Source organism: Lacinutrix sp., assembly GCF_023299985.1.
Taxonomy (GTDB): Bacteria; Bacteroidota; Bacteroidia; order Flavobacteriales; family Flavobacteriaceae; genus Lacinutrix.
In genome coordinates this window covers 1-16,856 of the sequence record NZ_JALZVX010000078.1, presented here as the reverse complement: position 1 = coordinate 16,856, position 16,856 = coordinate 1, and the positions used below count along the sequence as shown (strand labels likewise).

Sequence of the window (16,856 nt, the reverse complement as noted above, 5' to 3'; positions counted from 1 at the left end):
TCATACTAAATCAATTTTTAGCTATATTTGAAAAAAGGATTAAACTATAAATAATTTAATCCTGAGTTTTTAACTTACACAGATTTTGGGATAGTGTCTAAAAAACGCGAAACTTTAGTTTCGCGTTTTTTTATAAAATTAATCAGCTAAAATAATAGCTTTATTATCTTTCATTTCTAGTGTTCCAGAATTGATTTTTACTGTCAATACTTTATTGTCATCTGGATGAGGTACAACATTAGCGTTTAGATCATCAAACACAATATTGCTTTGCGTATGTGTGTTTATCTTAACAGTTCCTTCTGTTAATACAGCAACAATAGCTGCGTGATTGTTAAGCATCTGAAACTCACCATTAACTCCTGGTACAATTACAGCATCTACTTCGCTACTAAATAAGGTTGCTTCTGGTGATACAATTTCTAAATACATATTCTTTTATTTTGCAGTCAGCAGTTAACAGTTTGCAGCCACACTGAGGACTGAATACTGAGTACTGCTTACTAATTTACGCTTCTGCTAGCATTTTCTCTCCAGACTCGATAGCTTCTTCAATAGAACCTTTAAGGTTAAACGCTGCTTCTGGTAAGTGATCTAACTCACCATCCATAATCATGTTAAATCCTTTTATAGTTTCCTTAATATCTACCAAAACACCTTTAAGGCCAGTAAATTGTTCAGCAACATGAAAAGGTTGAGATAAAAAACGTTGTACACGTCTAGCTCTACCTACAGCCATTTTATCTTCTTCAGATAATTCTTCCATACCTAAAATGGCGATAATATCTTGTAATTCTTTATAACGTTGTAATAACTCTTTAACTCTCTGAGCACAGTCATAATGCTCATCACCTAAAATATCTGCAGTAAGAATTCTTGAAGTAGAATCTAATGGATCTACTGCAGGATAAATACCTAACTCTGCAATTTTACGAGATAATACTGTTGTTGCATCTAAATGAGCAAATGTTGTTGCTGGTGCTGGATCTGTTAAATCATCTGCAGGAACGTAAACCGCTTGTACAGATGTAATAGAACCTTTTTTAGTTGAAGTAATACGCTCTTGCATTGCTCCCATCTCTGTTGCTAAAGTAGGTTGGTAACCTACAGCAGATGGCATACGACCAAGTAATGCTGATACTTCAGAACCTGCTTGAGTAAAACGGAAGATATTGTCAACGAAGAAAAGTACATCTTTTCCTTGTCCATCTCCAGCTCCATCTCTAAAATATTCAGCAATTGTTAAACCAGATAAGGCAACACGTGCACGTGCTCCAGGTGGCTCATTCATTTGTCCGAATACGAAAGTAGCCTTAGACTCTTTCATTATATTTTTGTCCACTTTTTGAAGATCCCAACCACCTTCTTCCATAGAATGCATAAAGTCATCACCATACTTGATAATTCCTGACTCTAACATTTCACGTAGTAAATCGTTTCCTTCACGTGTTCTTTCTCCTACTCCTGCGAATACAGAAAGTCCACCGTGTCCTTTTGCAATATTGTTAATTAACTCTTGAATTAATACTGTTTTACCTACTCCAGCTCCACCAAATAATCCAATTTTACCACCTTTTGCATAAGGCTCAATTAAATCGATTACTTTAATACCTGTAAATAAAACTTCTGTAGAAGTTGATAAATCTTCAAATTTAGGTGCACTTCTGTGAATAGGTAAGCCTGCATCACCAGCTTTAGGTAAATCTCCTAAACCATCAATGGCATCACCAATTACATTAAATAGACGTCCGTAAATATCTCCACCAATAGGCATTTGTATTGGAGCTCCAGTAGCATTAACTTCTGTTCCTCTACTTAAACCATCAGACGAGTCCATAGCAATAGTACGTACTGTATCTTCACCAATGTGAGATTGTACTTCTAGTACTAAAATAGAACCGTCAGGTCTATTGATTTCTAATGAATCGTAAATTTTTGGAAGTTCAAAACCAGCTCCGAATTCAACATCGATTACTGGACCTACTATTTGTGCAACTTTACCTGTAACTTTTGACATTACTTATCTATTTAAATTATGCGATTTATTTTTTTGAAAACACCTTCGGTTTTCGCGTGCAAAGATAGGAGATTTAATTTAAAAAAAAAGTTGTTTTCAAAGCTTTTTTAAGCATAAAAAAACGCCTTCAGTTTGAAGACGTTTTTAAGTATGTTGTTTTGTTGCTATTATTGTAATAAAGGCGAATAAGCTACACCAAAATCATCTGCTTTAGCTACATTACCTGAAGCTCTAAAGTTAGATCCATAAGTAGTATCAATAGCATCTAAGAAAGAATTTGCCATTATAGCAGAACCTCTAGCTGTTAAATGTATACCATCTAAACTAATTAATCCACCAGTTACTAAACTTGTAGTTAAATTAAAATCATTAAACTGAATACCACTTGAAGCAGCCTGAGCTAAAATAGTATTTAAATCTACTAAAGCTAAGCCTTTACTTGAAGCAATATTAGAAATTGAATTATTGTATATTGTAGTTGCATCTGCAATTTCTGCCTGCTCGCTTGGCAATAATGCCCATTTATCTGCTAAAGGAAAAGTAATACCATTTACAGATAATTGTCCAGCCGTTGCAGCTGGAACTCCAGCTGTTACTAATTGTGTAAAGTAATCTATATTAACTTGTGCAATTATAGAAGCGCTAGGTAATACAAATAAATCTGCTTGAGTAGCTTGTCTAGATTGTGCAAATTGAGCAGATAAAACTCCAGCAGTAGGAGCATCCAATCCTCCACCTATTAATACAGCATTTAGTTGTGCTTGAATATTTGGTAAAGTTTCATCGTGAATGACTAATGGACTAGCTTCTGTTTCAGAAAACATAATAGCTCTTTCTGGCATTCCTAAGAAGGCAAAGGCTTGATTTAATGGAGCGAAAGTTGCATTTAAAACTGGTACTTGAGCTAAAAAAGCGGCTCCTGTATCCTCATCATTTGGATCTAGAGCATTAAATGGTACAGTTGTAAAGTGTGCTAGACTTGTAATATTTGGTATATTACCTATAGCGCCTTTAGTGTTAGGGTTAGCTGTTAAAGCGTTTACCATAGCATCTAAAACAAAGTCAAAAGTAGCTGTTGGTGTAATAAGGTTTGTACCATCACCACCTGTAGTAGCATAACCTAAAACATCGTTACCTCCAATTTCACTTAAAGTAAAAAATGTTGGGTTTTGAGCCACTGCTAATTCTACAATCGATGCATTTGGAGTAGCTCCAGTTAAACGAACTGCATAAGGGTTTGCTAACCCAGCAGAAAGGTTTGCTAAGCTACCATATCCAGGTGCAACTAAATGAAAACTTTTAGCTCCAGGTACTCCAAAATTATTAAAAGGCCCTGTTGGAGGAGCTAATAAATCAGTTCCCACAGTAACAGGTCCAATAATAGATTCTAAAGGTACTGGTCCAGCACCACCAAATACTAATCTTGGCTCTTGTATTCTATTACCTCCAACGGCTAAGCCACCAAAGTTATCTGCTGTTAAAGGTTGCGTAAAAGTTCCGCCACCTGCATTAGCAAATTGTTTTGCTATTGTATTTGGAAAAGAATCTTCTTGACTAGCTTTAAATAATCCTCCATCTGTAAATCCAGCTGTAAAAGAAGCACCTAATGCTACGTAATTTGAAAAATCTGCTGAACCTGCATTTAATGCAGGAAGTACAACCGCATCCATTGGTGGTTGGTCTAAAAATTCTTCAAAATCTTCTTCATCATTACATGCTGTAAAACCCATAGCTAAAGCAATAAGTCCTAAATATTTTAAGTTTTTAAATATCTTCATTTTTATAAGTTATTAATTGTTAATGATGCGTAATATATAGAGCCTATAAATCCTGTGCCAAATGCCGTAAAGTATTCCGAACCTGTAAGATTAGAAGCTCCAACTTTTATTACAGATTTTAAACTTGGTACTTTAAAGTTTACTTGCGCATCTAAGACATGAAATTCTGGAACGATACCGCTTCCAAAAGTTGCTTCCCAGAAATAATCATCACTAAATCTGTATGTTAGGTTAAAACCAACGTTTTTAACTACTTCTGTGTGACCAAAAGAGGCTTTAAACTTATGTTCTGGTGTGTTAAAGTTTGTCATTAAATCTGGATCTGAAGCTTGATCGAAGTCTAATTTAGTATATGTATAACTACCACCTAAATCAAAGCCATTTAATACTTTTGTAGACAAACCAATAGATGCGCCATAAGAGTTTACGTCAACTTCTGAGTTTGTAAAAGTGCTGTAAGCTTGAGAGTCTCCATTTGCTAATGCTGCAATAGATAAACCTCCATCTCCTACTGTACCATATAATGGTGCAATAACTACTTCTTGAGAAATAAAGTCTTCGTAATTATTATAATAAGTGCTAAAATCTACAATTATTTTATTGAATTTACCTCTATAACCAATTTCAGCAGAAGTTACTTGCTCTGGTTTAATTATATCAGGATTCGCTATAGTTAATAAAGAGGCATCACCAGCTACTGCAAAAGCTTGAACAGAACTTGCAGAATAAGAATTGGTATAAGCAGCTGTTCCAGTTTGTGTAACTGTTGCTGCTTGACCAAAGGTTGTTTGTCCTACTGTACTTATATCGTAATCTCTAGTGTATCGTTCTAAATTATCTGGAGCCGAACCGACTAAAACTGCTCTACCTGCATCTAAGCCAATAAATAAATCTTGAGTTGTTGGGTTTCTAAAACCTGTTTGTACAGAAGCTCTAATGTTATGGTTTCTGTTTACTGTTAAACCTGCAGATAATCTTGGAGAAACAAATCCATCAAAAAACTCAGACTTGTCATAACGAGCAGATCCAGTTAGCTTTAGCTTCATGTCTTCGCTAACTTCGAAGTCTTTTTGAACCTGTGCGTAAACTCCATATTCAGAATATCTTATAGGGCCATTTAAATCTGTATAAATAGTTCCGCCAGAGTCTAATGTATATTGTCTGTAAGATCCTCCTAATTGTATGTCTGCGGCATCTGTTAAATGACTAAAATTATAATTAGCATCACTATGAAAGTATTTTGATGCGTCTTGAAATCTTGAGCCTACAGATAAATCTGGGTTAACTATACTAGCATCAAACGCAGTTTGGTACTCTGCAGATCCTGGTAAAAAGCGACCAGTGTCTGCTGTTGCTCTTGCTGCATCATGCTTTTGTTGTGTTGTTAAACCAGTTGGGTTTCCTGATAATTCTATACCAGCATACGTAGCAATATAATCACCAAACCAGTCTTCATCACTTTTCCAAGCTCTGTTAATGTTTATTCCTGTAAAAACCATATCGTAAGAATCTCCAGCTTTATCTGCGACTTCGTATGCTCTAACAAAGAAGTTATCGTTTTTAACTTCTAATTTGTGTTGTTGTTGAAAGAAACCATCTATGTTATATCTGTTAGTTCCTTGATAGATTGTAGAACCTGTTCCTATTTTACCTACATAAGATATCTCTAAACTATTATCTTCTATAGGTCTAAAGTAAAATCCCCAATCTGCTTTAATGTTTTCTGCGTTGTAGTCTGTTAAATCACGCTCATTATAACCAGTTCTACTAACTACTACATCTGGTATAACACCTAATCCTGATGCTGCTCTTATATTTGTTGACACTTCATCACCATAAACATTAATACCATCGTAATTAGTATTAGAACGTGTTCTAGTTGGATCTATTTTATCTACTTCGCTTGTTGCAGCCCAATCCGTTCCTTTTAAATAACCAAAGTTTACTTTTACAGCAAATTTATTTGAGAATTGATGTGCCATTCTTAGGCCAACATCTGTATAAGCATTAGTTCCAGAAGCCTCTTGAGAAGTGACACCTCTTTTAAGTGAAACACTAATACCTTGATGGTCAAAAGGATTCTTACTTCTCATAAATAAGATACCATTAAATGCGTTTGCTCCATATAAAGCAGAAGATGCACCAGGTAATAATTCTATACTTTGAACATCCGTTTCAATCATACCTACTAAATTACCAATCGGGAAATTTAAAGCAGGAGTAGAGTTGTCCATCCCATCTACTAGTTGCATAAACCTTGTGTTTGCAAACGTTGCAAAACCACGTGTATTTACAGACTTAAACGTTAAACTATTTGTGTTAACATCTACACCTTTTAGGTTTTCTAGTCCACCATAGAAATCTGCAGACGCAGTATTTTTTATTTCTTTAATACCAAAACGTTCTACAGTTACAGGAGATTCAAAAATACGTTCTGGAGTTCTAGAAGCAGATAGCACTACTTCATCAAGAATACTTCCTTCTTGAAGAACGAAATTTATTGTTTCATTTTTTGAAGTAACATTTATTACTTCTGTAGAAAAACCAACACTACTAGCTTGTATAGAAAATGGAGGATTGCTGTCTGTTTTTAAAGTAAATTTACCATCAAAATCACTTACATTTCCTGAAGATGTACCAGTAACAATAACATTTGCACCAGGAATAGGTAAGCCGTTATTGTCTGTAACAGTACCTGTTAGTGTGGTCTGTGCAAATATAAGTGTGCAACAGAAAGACAATACAATTGATAAGATTGTTTTCATTTTTTAGATTTAGTTAATTTTATAAAAGCCAAGATACGTTTTTTAAGTATATCTTAATAAAAAGTTAACAAAATTATGCGTGCATAATAAAAAAATACTTAAAAATCTCTATCTTTTTTTATGTAATTAATAAAAAAGATGGTGATTTTTAAGTATTTAATAATTTAAAATGGTAACCTTAAGTGTAGCAGGAACGTTATTCTACGGTTACAGATTTTGCCAGATTTCTAGGTTGATCGACATTTTTTTCAAGCATTACAGCAATGTGATAGGATAACAACTGTAGTGGTATTGTTGTTAATAAAGGTGTTAAAGATTCTAACGTTTCTGGTACTTCAATTACATGGTCTGCTAGATTTTTAACGTCTTTATCTCCTTCAGTAACAATACCAATAATTTTTCCTTTACGAGACTTTATTTCTTGAACATTACTAACTACTTTTTCGTAATGTCCTCTTTTTGTTGCTATAACGAAAACAGGCATTTGCTCATCGATTAAAGCAATAGGTCCATGTTTCATTTCTGCAGCAGGATAACCCTCAGCATGAATATAAGAGATTTCTTTAAGTTTTAAAGCGCCTTCTAAAGCAACTGGAAAATTAAAGCCGCGACCTAAATACAAACAGTTTTTAGCATCTTTATAAATTTTAGCTACTGTTTTTATGTGTTCATCTTGCAACAAAGCTTTTTTAACTTTGTCTGGGATAAGTTGTAGTTCTTGTAAATGAAGTTGAAAATCTGACTTAGAAATAGTACCTTTCTCTTTTGCTAATTTTAAAGCAATTAATGTTAAAACTGTTATTTGAGTAGTGAAAGCCTTTGTAGATGCTACACCTATTTCTGGTCCTGCATGAGTATAAGCTCCAGCATGTGTTTCTCTGGCTATGGAAGAGCCAACAACATTACAAACACCAAATACAAATGCACCTTTAGATTTAGCTAATTTTATTGCAGCTAACGTATCTGCAGTCTCCCCGGATTGTGATATGGCAATAACTACGTCTTTTTCTGTAATTATTGGATTTCTATATCTAAATTCTGAAGCATATTCAACTTCTACAGGAATTCTAGCTAAGTCTTCAAATATATATTCTGCAACCAAACCTGCGTGCCAAGATGTACCACAAGCAATAACAATAATTCTATTAGCATTAAGAATATGTTCGAGATTATCGTCTATTCCAGCCATTCTTATTAAGCCTTCTTTTACATTTAATCTTCCACGATAGGTGTCTTTTATAGCTTCTGGTTGTTCGTGTATTTCTTTAAGCATAAAATGATCGTAACCACCTTTTACTATTTGTTCTAAGTTAAGTTGAAGTTCTTGTATATAAGGTGCTACTAAAGAATCGTCTTTAATTTTTCTAATTTTTATACCCTTTTTTAGACGTACAATTGCCATTTCTTCATCTTCTAGATAAATAGCTTTTTTAGTGTATTCTAAAAATGGTGTAGCGTCACTAGCAATAAAAAATTCGTTATCTCCTACACCAATAGCAAGTGGGCTTCCTAATTTTGCTACAACTATTTCGTCTGGTTTATTTTTGTCGAAAACCGCAATAGCATATGCGCCAACAACCTGGTTTAATGCTATTTGTACTGCTTTTCCAAGTTTTACTTTTTCGTTCTTTTTAACGTCTTCAATAAGGTTGATTAATACTTCAGTATCAGTATCAGAAGAGAAAGAGTATCCTCTTTTTATTAACTCTTCTTTAATGGAAGCATAATTTTCAATAATTCCATTATGAATAATTACCAAATCTCCAGAATTAGAATAATGGGGATGAGAATTAACATCGTTTGGCACACCATGTGTTGCCCAACGTGTGTGACCTATTCCAACTGATCCGTTAAGAGATATCTCTTTAGTAATTTTATTTTCTAAATCTGCAACTTTACCTTTGGTTTTAGATAGTTTTAAATTTTCACCATCGTACAAAGCGATTCCTGCACTATCGTAGCCTCTATATTCTAGTCTTTTTAAACCCTCAAGAATAATAGGGTAAGCTTCTCTTTTACCAATATAGCCAACTATACCACACATATATATATAAATTAATTTTCTGGTTCTGTATAAAAAATTTCAAATTCTGCTCTCAATGGCGTGTTAATGTTATCGTCAAAACCATGTAAAATAGTTGCTTTAGGGCTTAAGATACTTGTGTTAGGAACAACGTCTATAGTGTTGTCATCATTATCACTATTTCTTCCTTGAACTTTAGCTAGTACTAAATTATTGACATTATTAGCAATAAATAAACCTAATTTAACATTTGTAGAATCATTTTGTAAAATATTAGTAATGTGAGACGTTAATCTAATTTTATATTTTACACCTTTGTTATCGTTGTCTCTTTCTAATACCTCTGAAAAGATTGTTTTCGATAAAGTTGGTTCATTAATATTTGTAGATCCATCTAAGAAATAATCTATAATTGGTGTGTTGTTTTTTAAATCATAAAGTGTTAAACGGTTTGGTTCGTTTGTTCCATCACCATCTACAAGATTTTGGTTTACATAAAAAACCAAATTAGCTTCGTTAATTAACCATTTATCTTTTCTACTAGTAAAAAAATCTAAACTTGGTACTAATTCACCTTCTTCATTTTCAATAGTTCCAGAAAACAATTCCAATTCAGCGATAGAACCATCTGTTCCTTTTAAGTACAAGTTGTCTTCGTCTCCATTATGATCTTCAATATCAATTTGATTATAAGTATTAACGATATTCTGGTTAAAATCTAAGTTGTAAGCAGTTTCTTCTAGACCTGTAAAAGTTTCAACTGCGTCTATTTCTTCTTGATTTGTATAATCAAAAACAACATTTGCTGCATTAAAATTTAAGTAGGTAATACTGCTTTCAGGATTACTTGCTAAAGGTTCAACTTTAATAATTAACCCTTTAAAAAAATCTTTGAAATTACTTCTTGTGCTCAATACTGCGTTGCCTTGGTTTGCAAAAAATATATCTTCCCAAAAGGTTCTATTACCTTCTGTATCGTTTGGGTTAGATTTTATTAAATCAATTCTTATTCCGGGAGGAAAACGTTCTGTTATAGTTTCACCATCTACTAGTTGCGTAGTTGTAAACTCGTCTGCATTTATTTTAAATGCTTCATCGGTGTATAATAAATCTGCATTAGCCTCAAACAAATCTCCTTGATTAGAATAGTAGCATTGTGGACTTAGAAAATTTGTATTAGGATCTAAATCTCTAATTGTAAAATTGTTTCTATAAATAGTTAGCTTAAATTCCTGATCAGCAGCACCAATTAAGGAGTCTAACTTATAAGTATTAGCACCATCTTCGTCTGTGCTTTCTATACTAGCAAAATAAGGGATGTTTAGGAATACAGACTCAACCTGTCTATTACTGTCTCCAAAATCTGGATTAAATGTGGCTGGTACAACCTGACCTGTAACGCTAGCTACTGTGGTTCCAAAACCATTTGTTGGATCTGTATAAACACCAAAAAGGTTACCATTTAAATTACTTGTTTGTACTCCTACTTCGTCATTACTTCCAACAGGTGTAAAAGGTGTAAAGTTTTTAGTCTTTGTAACAAATGGAAATAGTTTACTTTTAGATTCAAAGTTTTTTATGCCCTGAATATTACTTTCAATATTACTAAAATCATTGTCACAAGATATTGAGATTACTAAAATTAAGCCAAGTAAAGCAATAAACTTGAGGCTCTTAATCGTTTTTTTCATAAAATTTTCTTCTTCGTGTGTTATAAAACACTTTCATTATAAAAGTTTGTATATGCTTCAGCAAACTCGTCTTTTTCTTTGTATTCTAAAACAGGTTTACCTGTTTTTTCTAAATAATCCTCTAACTCTTTAGGGATTTCTTGAGATCCCACTATTAAAGCATCTGAGTTATCTATAGCTACTTTCATTAAATTATTATAAGTAGGCTCTTCTAACGTTTTTAAAGCGTCTTTATCTATATTATCGAAAGCTACTTTGTTAATAAGGTCTTTGTTTAACGTGTTTTCAAAGCTTTGATTGTAAACCGAAGTAACAATTTTACTTTCGTTAAATAATGGTTCATCTTTATAAAACTGCTTTAGGTATAGTGGTAACAAGGCTGCAAGCCATCCATGAACGTGAATAATATCTGGAGACCAGTTTAATTTTTTAACAGTTTCTATAACACCTTTAGCAAAGAAAATAGCACGTTCATCGTTATCTGGAAATAATTTTCCATCCTCATCTGTTAATGTCGCTTTTCTTTTAAAGTACTCATCGTTATCTATAAAATAAACTTGTATGCGCTCTTTTGGTATAGATGCTACTTTGATAATAAGTGGCATATCTAAATCGTTAATAACTAAATTAATTCCAGAAAGCCTAATTACCTCATGTAATTGGTGTCTTCTTTCGTTAATATTTCCATATCTAGGCATGAATATTCTAATTTGTCCACCTTGTTGGTTTACCATTCTTGGAGTTTCGAACGACATTGAAGAAATCTCAGTTTCAGGTAAATATGGCACAACCTCAGACGACACATATAATATTCTCTTATCTTTCATAAGTTATATTTAAACGATTAATAATGATTAGATTAGTTTTTGTTTAACCTTCAGTTTTTATGTTTCTATATTTTATAGATGATAAATATTAAAAGTACTTCAACAATAAAAATGAAATTAAAAACAAGCAAAAGTACAAAATTTTATGCAGATTGCGACTAATATCTTAAGTTTGCAAGCGTTAATTTTATATTAAAAAATGACAATTTTTACCAATAAATCAGAAATTCAAGACCATATTTCTAAGAAAAAGGCAAAAGGAATAACTTTTGGTTTTGTTCCAACTATGGGAGCATTGCATAATGGACACTTATCTTTAGTTGAAAAAGCTTTGCAAGAAAATGATGTTTGTGTTGTTAGTGTTTTTGTAAATCCTACACAGTTTGATAACGATCAAGACTTAAAAAAATACCCAAGAACATTAAAAAGTGATGTTGCGCTTTTAGAAACAGTTTCAAAAACTATTTTAGTTTATGCGCCAAGTGTAGAAGATATTTACCAAGGTAATACCAAAGCAGAAAGCTTTAACTTTGATGGATTAGAATTCGAAATGGAAGGCAAGTTTAGAAAAGGTCATTTTGATGGTGTAGGTACTATTGTTAAGAAACTTTTTGAAATAGTTACACCAAACAATGCCTATTTTGGAGAAAAAGACTTTCAGCAATTAGCAATTATTAAAAAATTAGCTCAAAAATATAACTTACCAGTAAAAGTGAATGGTTGTGAAATTTTTAGAGAGGAAAACGGGTTGGCTTATAGCTCTAGAAATACAAGATTAAAACCAGACTATATAAAAGCTGCACCTTTTATATTTAAAACATTAAAAGCCGCTAAAGAAAAATTTGGCACAAAAAGTGCTAAACAAGTAACAGAATGGGTTGAGAAACAATTTGCAGAAAATAAATTTTTAGAACTTGAATATTTTAATATTGCAGAGGTTACAACCTTAAAAACCGTTAAAAGAAAATCTAAATTAAAAACCTATCGTGCGTTTGTTGCTGCTTATGCAGATGACATTAGATTAATAGATAATATAGCACTAAATTAATTACCTTTGTACCATGCAAATACAAGTAGTAAAATCTAAAATTCACAGAGTAAAAGTAACAGGAGCAGACCTTAATTATATTGGTAGTATTACTATCGATGAAGATTTAATGGATGCTGCAAATATTGTACAAGGCGAAAAAGTTCAAATTGTAAACAATAATAATGGCGCACGTTTAGAAACCTATGCTATTCCTGGACCAAGAAAAAGTGGAGAAATAACCTTAAATGGCGCAGCTTCAAGATTAGTTGCCAAAGACGATATTTTAATACTTATTACCTACGCTTTTATGGATATTGAAGAAGCAAAGGTGTTTAAGCCATCATTAGTGTTTCCAAATGAAGCCAATAATTTACTAAAATAATTTACGTTGAATAACTCCACCAAGAAAGCTCTCAAAATTGGTCTTCCTTTTTTATTGGCTATCTGTTTTGGCTGGTACACCTTTACGCGATTACCTGTAGGAGACATTATTCCATATTTTAAATCTGCTAATTATTGGTGGATTTTATTAGGTGTTTTCTTTGGTTTATTAAGTCATGTATCCAGAGCGTATAGATGGAAATATCTTTTACAACCTATGGGTTATAGCCTTAGATTTCCAAATAGTATAATGGCTGTATTTATAACCTATTTAGCTAATTATGGAATACCAAGATCTGGAGAAGTTTTAAGAGCCGCTGTGTTAACTAACTATGAGGGTGTTCCATTCCAAAAAAGTTTTGGAACTATTGTTGCAGAGCGTATGGCCGATTTATTGGTAATGCTTGGTATCATTGGCTTTACATTAGTAATTCAATTTGATTATATATATACCTTATTATCAAAATCTATAGATTCTAAGAGATTCATCTTACTTGCAGTTTTAGGATTACTATTTTTTGGTATAATTTTTATAATTTTAAAAAAGAGCCAATCTAAATTAGCATTAAAAATTAAAGGATTCTTGTTTGGTTTATTAGAAGGTGTTTTAAGTATTTTTAATATGAAACACAAATGGAAATTTATATTCCACACATTGTTTATTTGGTTTATGTACGTGCTCATGTTTTATGTTACCACGTTTGCATTGCCGGATTTAAATAATATTACTATTGGTGCTATATTGGTTGCTTTTATAGCAGCAAGTTTCACAATTGCAGCAACAAATGGAGGTATATTTGTATATCCAGTTGCAGTGATGAAAGCTTTTGGAGTTTTTGGTATTGCCTCTGTACCAAGTTTAGCATTTGGGTGGATTATGTGGACCTCGCAAACCATAATGATAATTATATTTGGCACATTATCTTTCATTTTTCTTCCTATTTATAATAGAAAGAAATAATTTGTACATTGCATTTTTAATTTTATATTTCCTACTATGACACGTTTTATATACCTTTTAATTACATTTTTTTCAATTCAAATTATTGGAGCACAAGTAACATACAAAAACTTTAATTCCGAAAAACTAGGAGAACCAAGAGAAATTAAAATTCAATTACCTAGAAGTTACGATTCTAGCGATAAAAGCTACCCAATAATTGTAGTTTTAGACGGTGATTATATGTTTGAGATAGTTGCAGGAAATGTAGAATATGCAGCATATTGGGAAGATATTCCAGAAGCAATAGTAGTTGGTGTTAATCAATTCGACAAACGAGAGGACGACACTACGTACTCCCAACAAAACTCTCTACCAATAGAGACAGGAGCTTCTTTTTTCGACTTTATAGGTCAAGAACTTATTCCATATATAGAGAAAACCTACAGAACAGAAAAATTTAAAGTTGCAGTTGGTCATGGTATTACAGCAAACTTTATTAACTATTATTTACTTAAAGAAATTCCGTTATTTAATGCATACGTTAGTTTAAGTCCAGATTTGGCTCCAGACATGAAAACTTTTTTAACTGAAAGGCTTCCTAATATAACAACAAAAACATTTTACTATTTAGCAACATCTAGTAATGATGTTAAAGCTATAAAAACACAAACTGAAGCTTTAAACACAGCTATAAAAGGAATAGATAATAAAAGTGTTTTAAGTACTTTTGATAATTTTGAAGGACCATCACATTACTCACTTCCAGCTCATGCAATACCAAAGGCATTAGAAAATATTTTCTTTGTTTTTAGACCAATTTCTAAAAAAGAATATAGTGAAACCATTATAAAATTAGATACTTCGCCTGTCGATTATTTAACCGAAAAATATGAAACTATCGAAGATCTTTTCGGTATAAAAAAACAAATATTAATCAACGATTTTAGAGCCATTGCTGCTGCAATAAATAAATCTAAAAAGTTTGAATATTACGAGTCTCTTGGGAAGTTAGCAAGAAAACAATATCCAAATACTTTATTAGGCAACTACTATTTAGGGCGCTTTTTCGAAGAAACAGGAGAAGCTAAAAAAGCTATGAAAACTTACCAATCTGCTTATGTATTAGAAGAAATTGGAGGCATTACTAAAGATCAGGTTCTAGAATTAGCAGAACAAATTAAAGCCGATTTTGGTTACTAATAAAATAAGCTTTCGCTTTCGTGGAAGAAATAATTAATTAAATTAAAGAGATTTCCGATACTTCGGAAAGTGAACATGGCTAAAGTTAAAACTACTTTTTTTTGTCAGAGTTGTGGTACACAATATTCTAAATGGCAAGGACAATGCACAGCATGTAAAGAATGGAATACTATTGTAGAAGAGGTTGTTCAAAAGCCAGAAAAGAGCGAATGGAAAACACCTTCAAACACAAACAAACGTATTTCTAAACCTTTAACCATTAAACAAATTGATGGCTCTAAGGAAGCAAGGCTAGACACGCTTGACAGTGAATTTAACCGTGTTTTAGGAGGTGGTATTGTTCCAGGATCTTTAACACTTTTAGGAGGCGAACCAGGAATAGGAAAGAGTACTTTATTGCTTCAAATTTCTTTAAAACTACCCTACAAAACGTTGTATGTCTCAGGTGAAGAAAGCCAGAAGCAAATAAAAATGCGTGCCGAACGTATTAACCCAAATAATGAGAGTTGTTATATTCTAACGGAAACAAAAACACAAAATATATTTAAGCAAATCGAAGCTTTAGAGCCAGATATTGTAATTATAGATTCTATTCAAACATTGCATAGTGATTATATCGAATCTTCAAGCGGAAGTATTTCACAAGTAAAAGAATGCACTACAGAGCTTATAAAATTTGCTAAAGAAACCAATACTCCTGTTGTTTTAATTGGTCATATTACTAAAGATGGTAATATTGCTGGACCAAAAATATTGGAACATATGGTGGATACAGTCTTGCAATTTGAAGGCGATCGCAATCATGTATTTCGAATTTTAAGAGCACAAAAAAATCGTTTTGGTTCAACACATGAACTAGGTATATATGAAATGCAAGGTACTGGATTACGAGAAGTAAGTAATCCAAGCGAAATATTAATTTCTAAAAAGGATGAAGAACTTTCTGGTAACGCAGTTGCAGCAACCTTAGAAGGAGTAAGACCTTTAATGATAGAAGTGCAAGCCTTAGTGAGTACAGCGGTTTATGGCACTCCACAACGTAGCGCAACAGGTTTTAATGCTAAACGCTTAAATATGCTATTGGCAGTTTTAGAAAAACGAGCAGGTTTTCGATTAGGCGCAAAAGATGTTTTTCTAAATATTACAGGAGGTATAACAGTAGATGATCCGGCGATAGATTTAGCAGTTGTTGCTGCCATTTTATCATCTAATGAAGATGAAGCTTTACCTTCAAATTATTGTTTTGCTGCTGAGGTTGGATTGTCCGGTGAAATTAGACCGGTACAGCGTGTTGAACAACGCATTCTTGAAGCTGAAAAACTTGGGTTTTCAACCATTTTTGTTTCAAAATACAACAAAATTTCACTAACAAAATCTACAATAAAAATTCAATTGATTTCCAAGATTGAAGATTTGGTGGATTTTATAGTTTAAATATTATCACATCATTATTGATACAATCAAAGATAGCTGGAATTGGACTAAACAAATTCCAAAAAAAATTCTAGATATAAATGATTTTGGAAACATTATTTTTTCTTCAGAAGAAGGGAAGATATGTAGAATTTGTCCTGAGGAATTAGAGTTTTCTGTGATATCTAATAATTTAACTGAATACGAAATCTTAAAAAGAGATAAAGGTTTTGTTGAAGACTGGGAAATGAAAACTCTAGTAAGTTTTTCAAAAGATTATTTAGGAGAATTAAAAGAAAACGAAAAATTTTGTCTGAAATTAGCAGGAGTACTAGGAGGTAGATATGAGGCTGAAAATTTAGGTAAAATATCTTTTATAGAATTGATCTCCTTTAGTGGAAATTTAGCAAGACAAATTAAAGATTTGCCAGATGGAGCAAAATTTGAATTGAAAATAGAAGATTAACCATTTCCATTCAATTAAACCACACTTTTTTCTCAAAATTCCTTAATTTCGCTTTTCTTATAAGAAATTAAAAAAAATGAGCGCAGGATTCCCTGAATATAAAGGACTTAACTTACCCAACGTAGCAGAAGAAATTCTAAAGTATTGGCAAGAAAATAACATTTTCGAAAAGAGTATATCTACTCGAGAAGGTGCAGAACCATACGTGTTTTTTGAAGGACCTCCTTCGGCAAACGGTCTTCCAGGAGTACACCACGTTTTAGCACGTGCTATAAAAGATATTTTTCCACGTTACAAAACCATGAAAGGTTTCCAAGTAAAG

The 16,856-nt window shown here is 32.5% G+C and carries 14 protein-coding genes; 7 read left to right on the top strand and 7 right to left on the bottom strand.

Annotated features, from left to right (window positions below):
• Positions 1-138: 138 nt before the first annotated feature.
• The 7 genes from Q0C58_RS04000 to Q0C58_RS03970 all read right to left on the bottom strand — a co-directional run bounded on the left by Q0C58_RS04000 (position 139) and on the right by Q0C58_RS03970 (position 11,101).
• Positions 139-432 (bottom strand): F0F1 ATP synthase subunit epsilon, encoded by a 294-nt coding sequence (locus Q0C58_RS04000; RefSeq protein WP_290697848.1) that lies wholly within the window; start codon positions 430-432, stop codon positions 139-141.
• A 76-nt stretch (positions 433-508) separates the two neighbouring features.
• Positions 509-2,017: a F0F1 ATP synthase subunit beta gene (gene atpD, locus Q0C58_RS03995; protein WP_290697845.1), complete on the bottom strand. Its 1,509-nt coding sequence runs from the start codon at positions 2,015-2,017 to the stop codon at positions 509-511.
• Between the two features lie 167 nt (positions 2,018-2,184).
• Positions 2,185-3,795, bottom strand: a complete 1,611-nt coding sequence (locus Q0C58_RS03990) for a G-D-S-L family lipolytic protein (RefSeq protein ID WP_290697842.1) — start codon at positions 3,793-3,795, stop codon at positions 2,185-2,187.
• A 2-nt stretch (positions 3,796-3,797) separates the two neighbouring features.
• Positions 3,798-6,560 (bottom strand): TonB-dependent receptor, encoded by a 2,763-nt coding sequence (locus Q0C58_RS03985; protein ID WP_290697839.1) that lies wholly within the window; start codon positions 6,558-6,560, stop codon positions 3,798-3,800.
• Between the two features lie 196 nt (positions 6,561-6,756).
• Positions 6,757-8,604: a glutamine--fructose-6-phosphate transaminase (isomerizing) gene (gene glmS, locus Q0C58_RS03980; protein WP_290697836.1), complete on the bottom strand. Its 1,848-nt coding sequence runs from the start codon at positions 8,602-8,604 to the stop codon at positions 6,757-6,759.
• 11 nt (positions 8,605-8,615) lie between these two features.
• The gene (locus Q0C58_RS03975; protein ID WP_290697833.1) at positions 8,616-10,274 is read right to left on the bottom strand and encodes a DUF4270 domain-containing protein; all 1,659 of its coding nucleotides are present in this window, start codon (positions 10,272-10,274) and stop codon (positions 8,616-8,618) included.
• A 20-nt stretch (positions 10,275-10,294) separates the two neighbouring features.
• Positions 10,295-11,101, bottom strand: coding sequence for a glycogen/starch synthase (locus tag Q0C58_RS03970; RefSeq protein ID WP_290697830.1), 807 nt, complete (start codon positions 11,099-11,101; stop codon positions 10,295-10,297).
• A 199-nt stretch (positions 11,102-11,300) separates the two neighbouring features.
• Here Q0C58_RS03970 and panC point away from each other — a divergent pair, with 199 nt between their 5' ends.
• The 7 genes from panC to Q0C58_RS03935 all read left to right on the top strand — a co-directional run.
• The gene (panC, locus tag Q0C58_RS03965; protein ID WP_290697827.1) at positions 11,301-12,149 is read left to right on the top strand and encodes a pantoate--beta-alanine ligase; all 849 of its coding nucleotides are present in this window, start codon (positions 11,301-11,303) and stop codon (positions 12,147-12,149) included.
• 13 nt (positions 12,150-12,162) lie between these two features.
• On the top strand, positions 12,163-12,513 hold the full coding sequence (gene panD, locus Q0C58_RS03960) for an aspartate 1-decarboxylase (protein ID WP_290697824.1): 351 nt from the start codon (positions 12,163-12,165) through the stop codon (positions 12,511-12,513).
• Positions 12,514-12,519: 6 nt separating this feature from the next.
• Positions 12,520-13,473, top strand: a complete 954-nt coding sequence (locus Q0C58_RS03955; protein WP_290697821.1) for a lysylphosphatidylglycerol synthase transmembrane domain-containing protein — start codon at positions 12,520-12,522, stop codon at positions 13,471-13,473.
• A gap of 36 nt (positions 13,474-13,509) precedes the next feature.
• A complete protein-coding gene (locus Q0C58_RS03950; protein WP_290697818.1) occupies positions 13,510-14,655 on the top strand; it encodes an alpha/beta hydrolase-fold protein in 1,146 nt (381 codons plus the stop codon).
• 75 nt (positions 14,656-14,730) lie between these two features.
• Positions 14,731-16,089, top strand: a complete 1,359-nt coding sequence (radA, locus tag Q0C58_RS03945; protein ID WP_290697815.1) for a DNA repair protein RadA — start codon at positions 14,731-14,733, stop codon at positions 16,087-16,089.
• Positions 16,090-16,246: 157 nt separating this feature from the next.
• Positions 16,247-16,534, top strand: coding sequence for a T6SS immunity protein Tdi1 domain-containing protein (locus tag Q0C58_RS03940; protein ID WP_290697812.1), 288 nt, complete (start codon positions 16,247-16,249; stop codon positions 16,532-16,534).
• Positions 16,535-16,610: 76 nt separating this feature from the next.
• The coding region (locus Q0C58_RS03935) for a class I tRNA ligase family protein (protein WP_290697809.1) at positions 16,611-16,856 on the top strand (246 nt) is incomplete at its 3' end.

Excerpts from the sequence above, each read along its gene's own strand:
- Q0C58_RS04000 (WP_290697848.1), bottom strand. The coding sequence starts at position 432 with ATGTATTTAGAAATTGTATCACCAGAAGCAACCTTATTTAGTAGCGAA.
- atpD (WP_290697845.1), bottom strand. The coding sequence starts at position 2,017 with ATGTCAAAAGTTACAGGTAAAGTTGCACAAATAGTAGGTCCAGTAATC.
- Q0C58_RS03990 (WP_290697842.1), bottom strand. The coding sequence starts at position 3,795 with ATGAAGATATTTAAAAACTTAAAATATTTAGGACTTATTGCTTTAGCT.
- Q0C58_RS03985 (WP_290697839.1), bottom strand. The coding sequence starts at position 6,560 with ATGAAAACAATCTTATCAATTGTATTGTCTTTCTGTTGCACACTTATA.
- glmS (WP_290697836.1), bottom strand. The coding sequence starts at position 8,604 with ATGTGTGGTATAGTTGGCTATATTGGTAAAAGAGAAGCTTACCCTATT.
- Q0C58_RS03975 (WP_290697833.1), bottom strand. The coding sequence starts at position 10,274 with ATGAAAAAAACGATTAAGAGCCTCAAGTTTATTGCTTTACTTGGCTTA.
- Q0C58_RS03970 (WP_290697830.1), bottom strand. The coding sequence starts at position 11,101 with ATGAAAGATAAGAGAATATTATATGTGTCGTCTGAGGTTGTGCCATAT.
- panC (WP_290697827.1), top strand. The coding sequence starts at position 11,301 with ATGACAATTTTTACCAATAAATCAGAAATTCAAGACCATATTTCTAAG.
- panD (WP_290697824.1), top strand. The coding sequence starts at position 12,163 with ATGCAAATACAAGTAGTAAAATCTAAAATTCACAGAGTAAAAGTAACA.
- Q0C58_RS03950 (WP_290697818.1), top strand. The coding sequence starts at position 13,510 with ATGACACGTTTTATATACCTTTTAATTACATTTTTTTCAATTCAAATT.
- radA (WP_290697815.1), top strand. The coding sequence starts at position 14,731 with ATGGCTAAAGTTAAAACTACTTTTTTTTGTCAGAGTTGTGGTACACAA.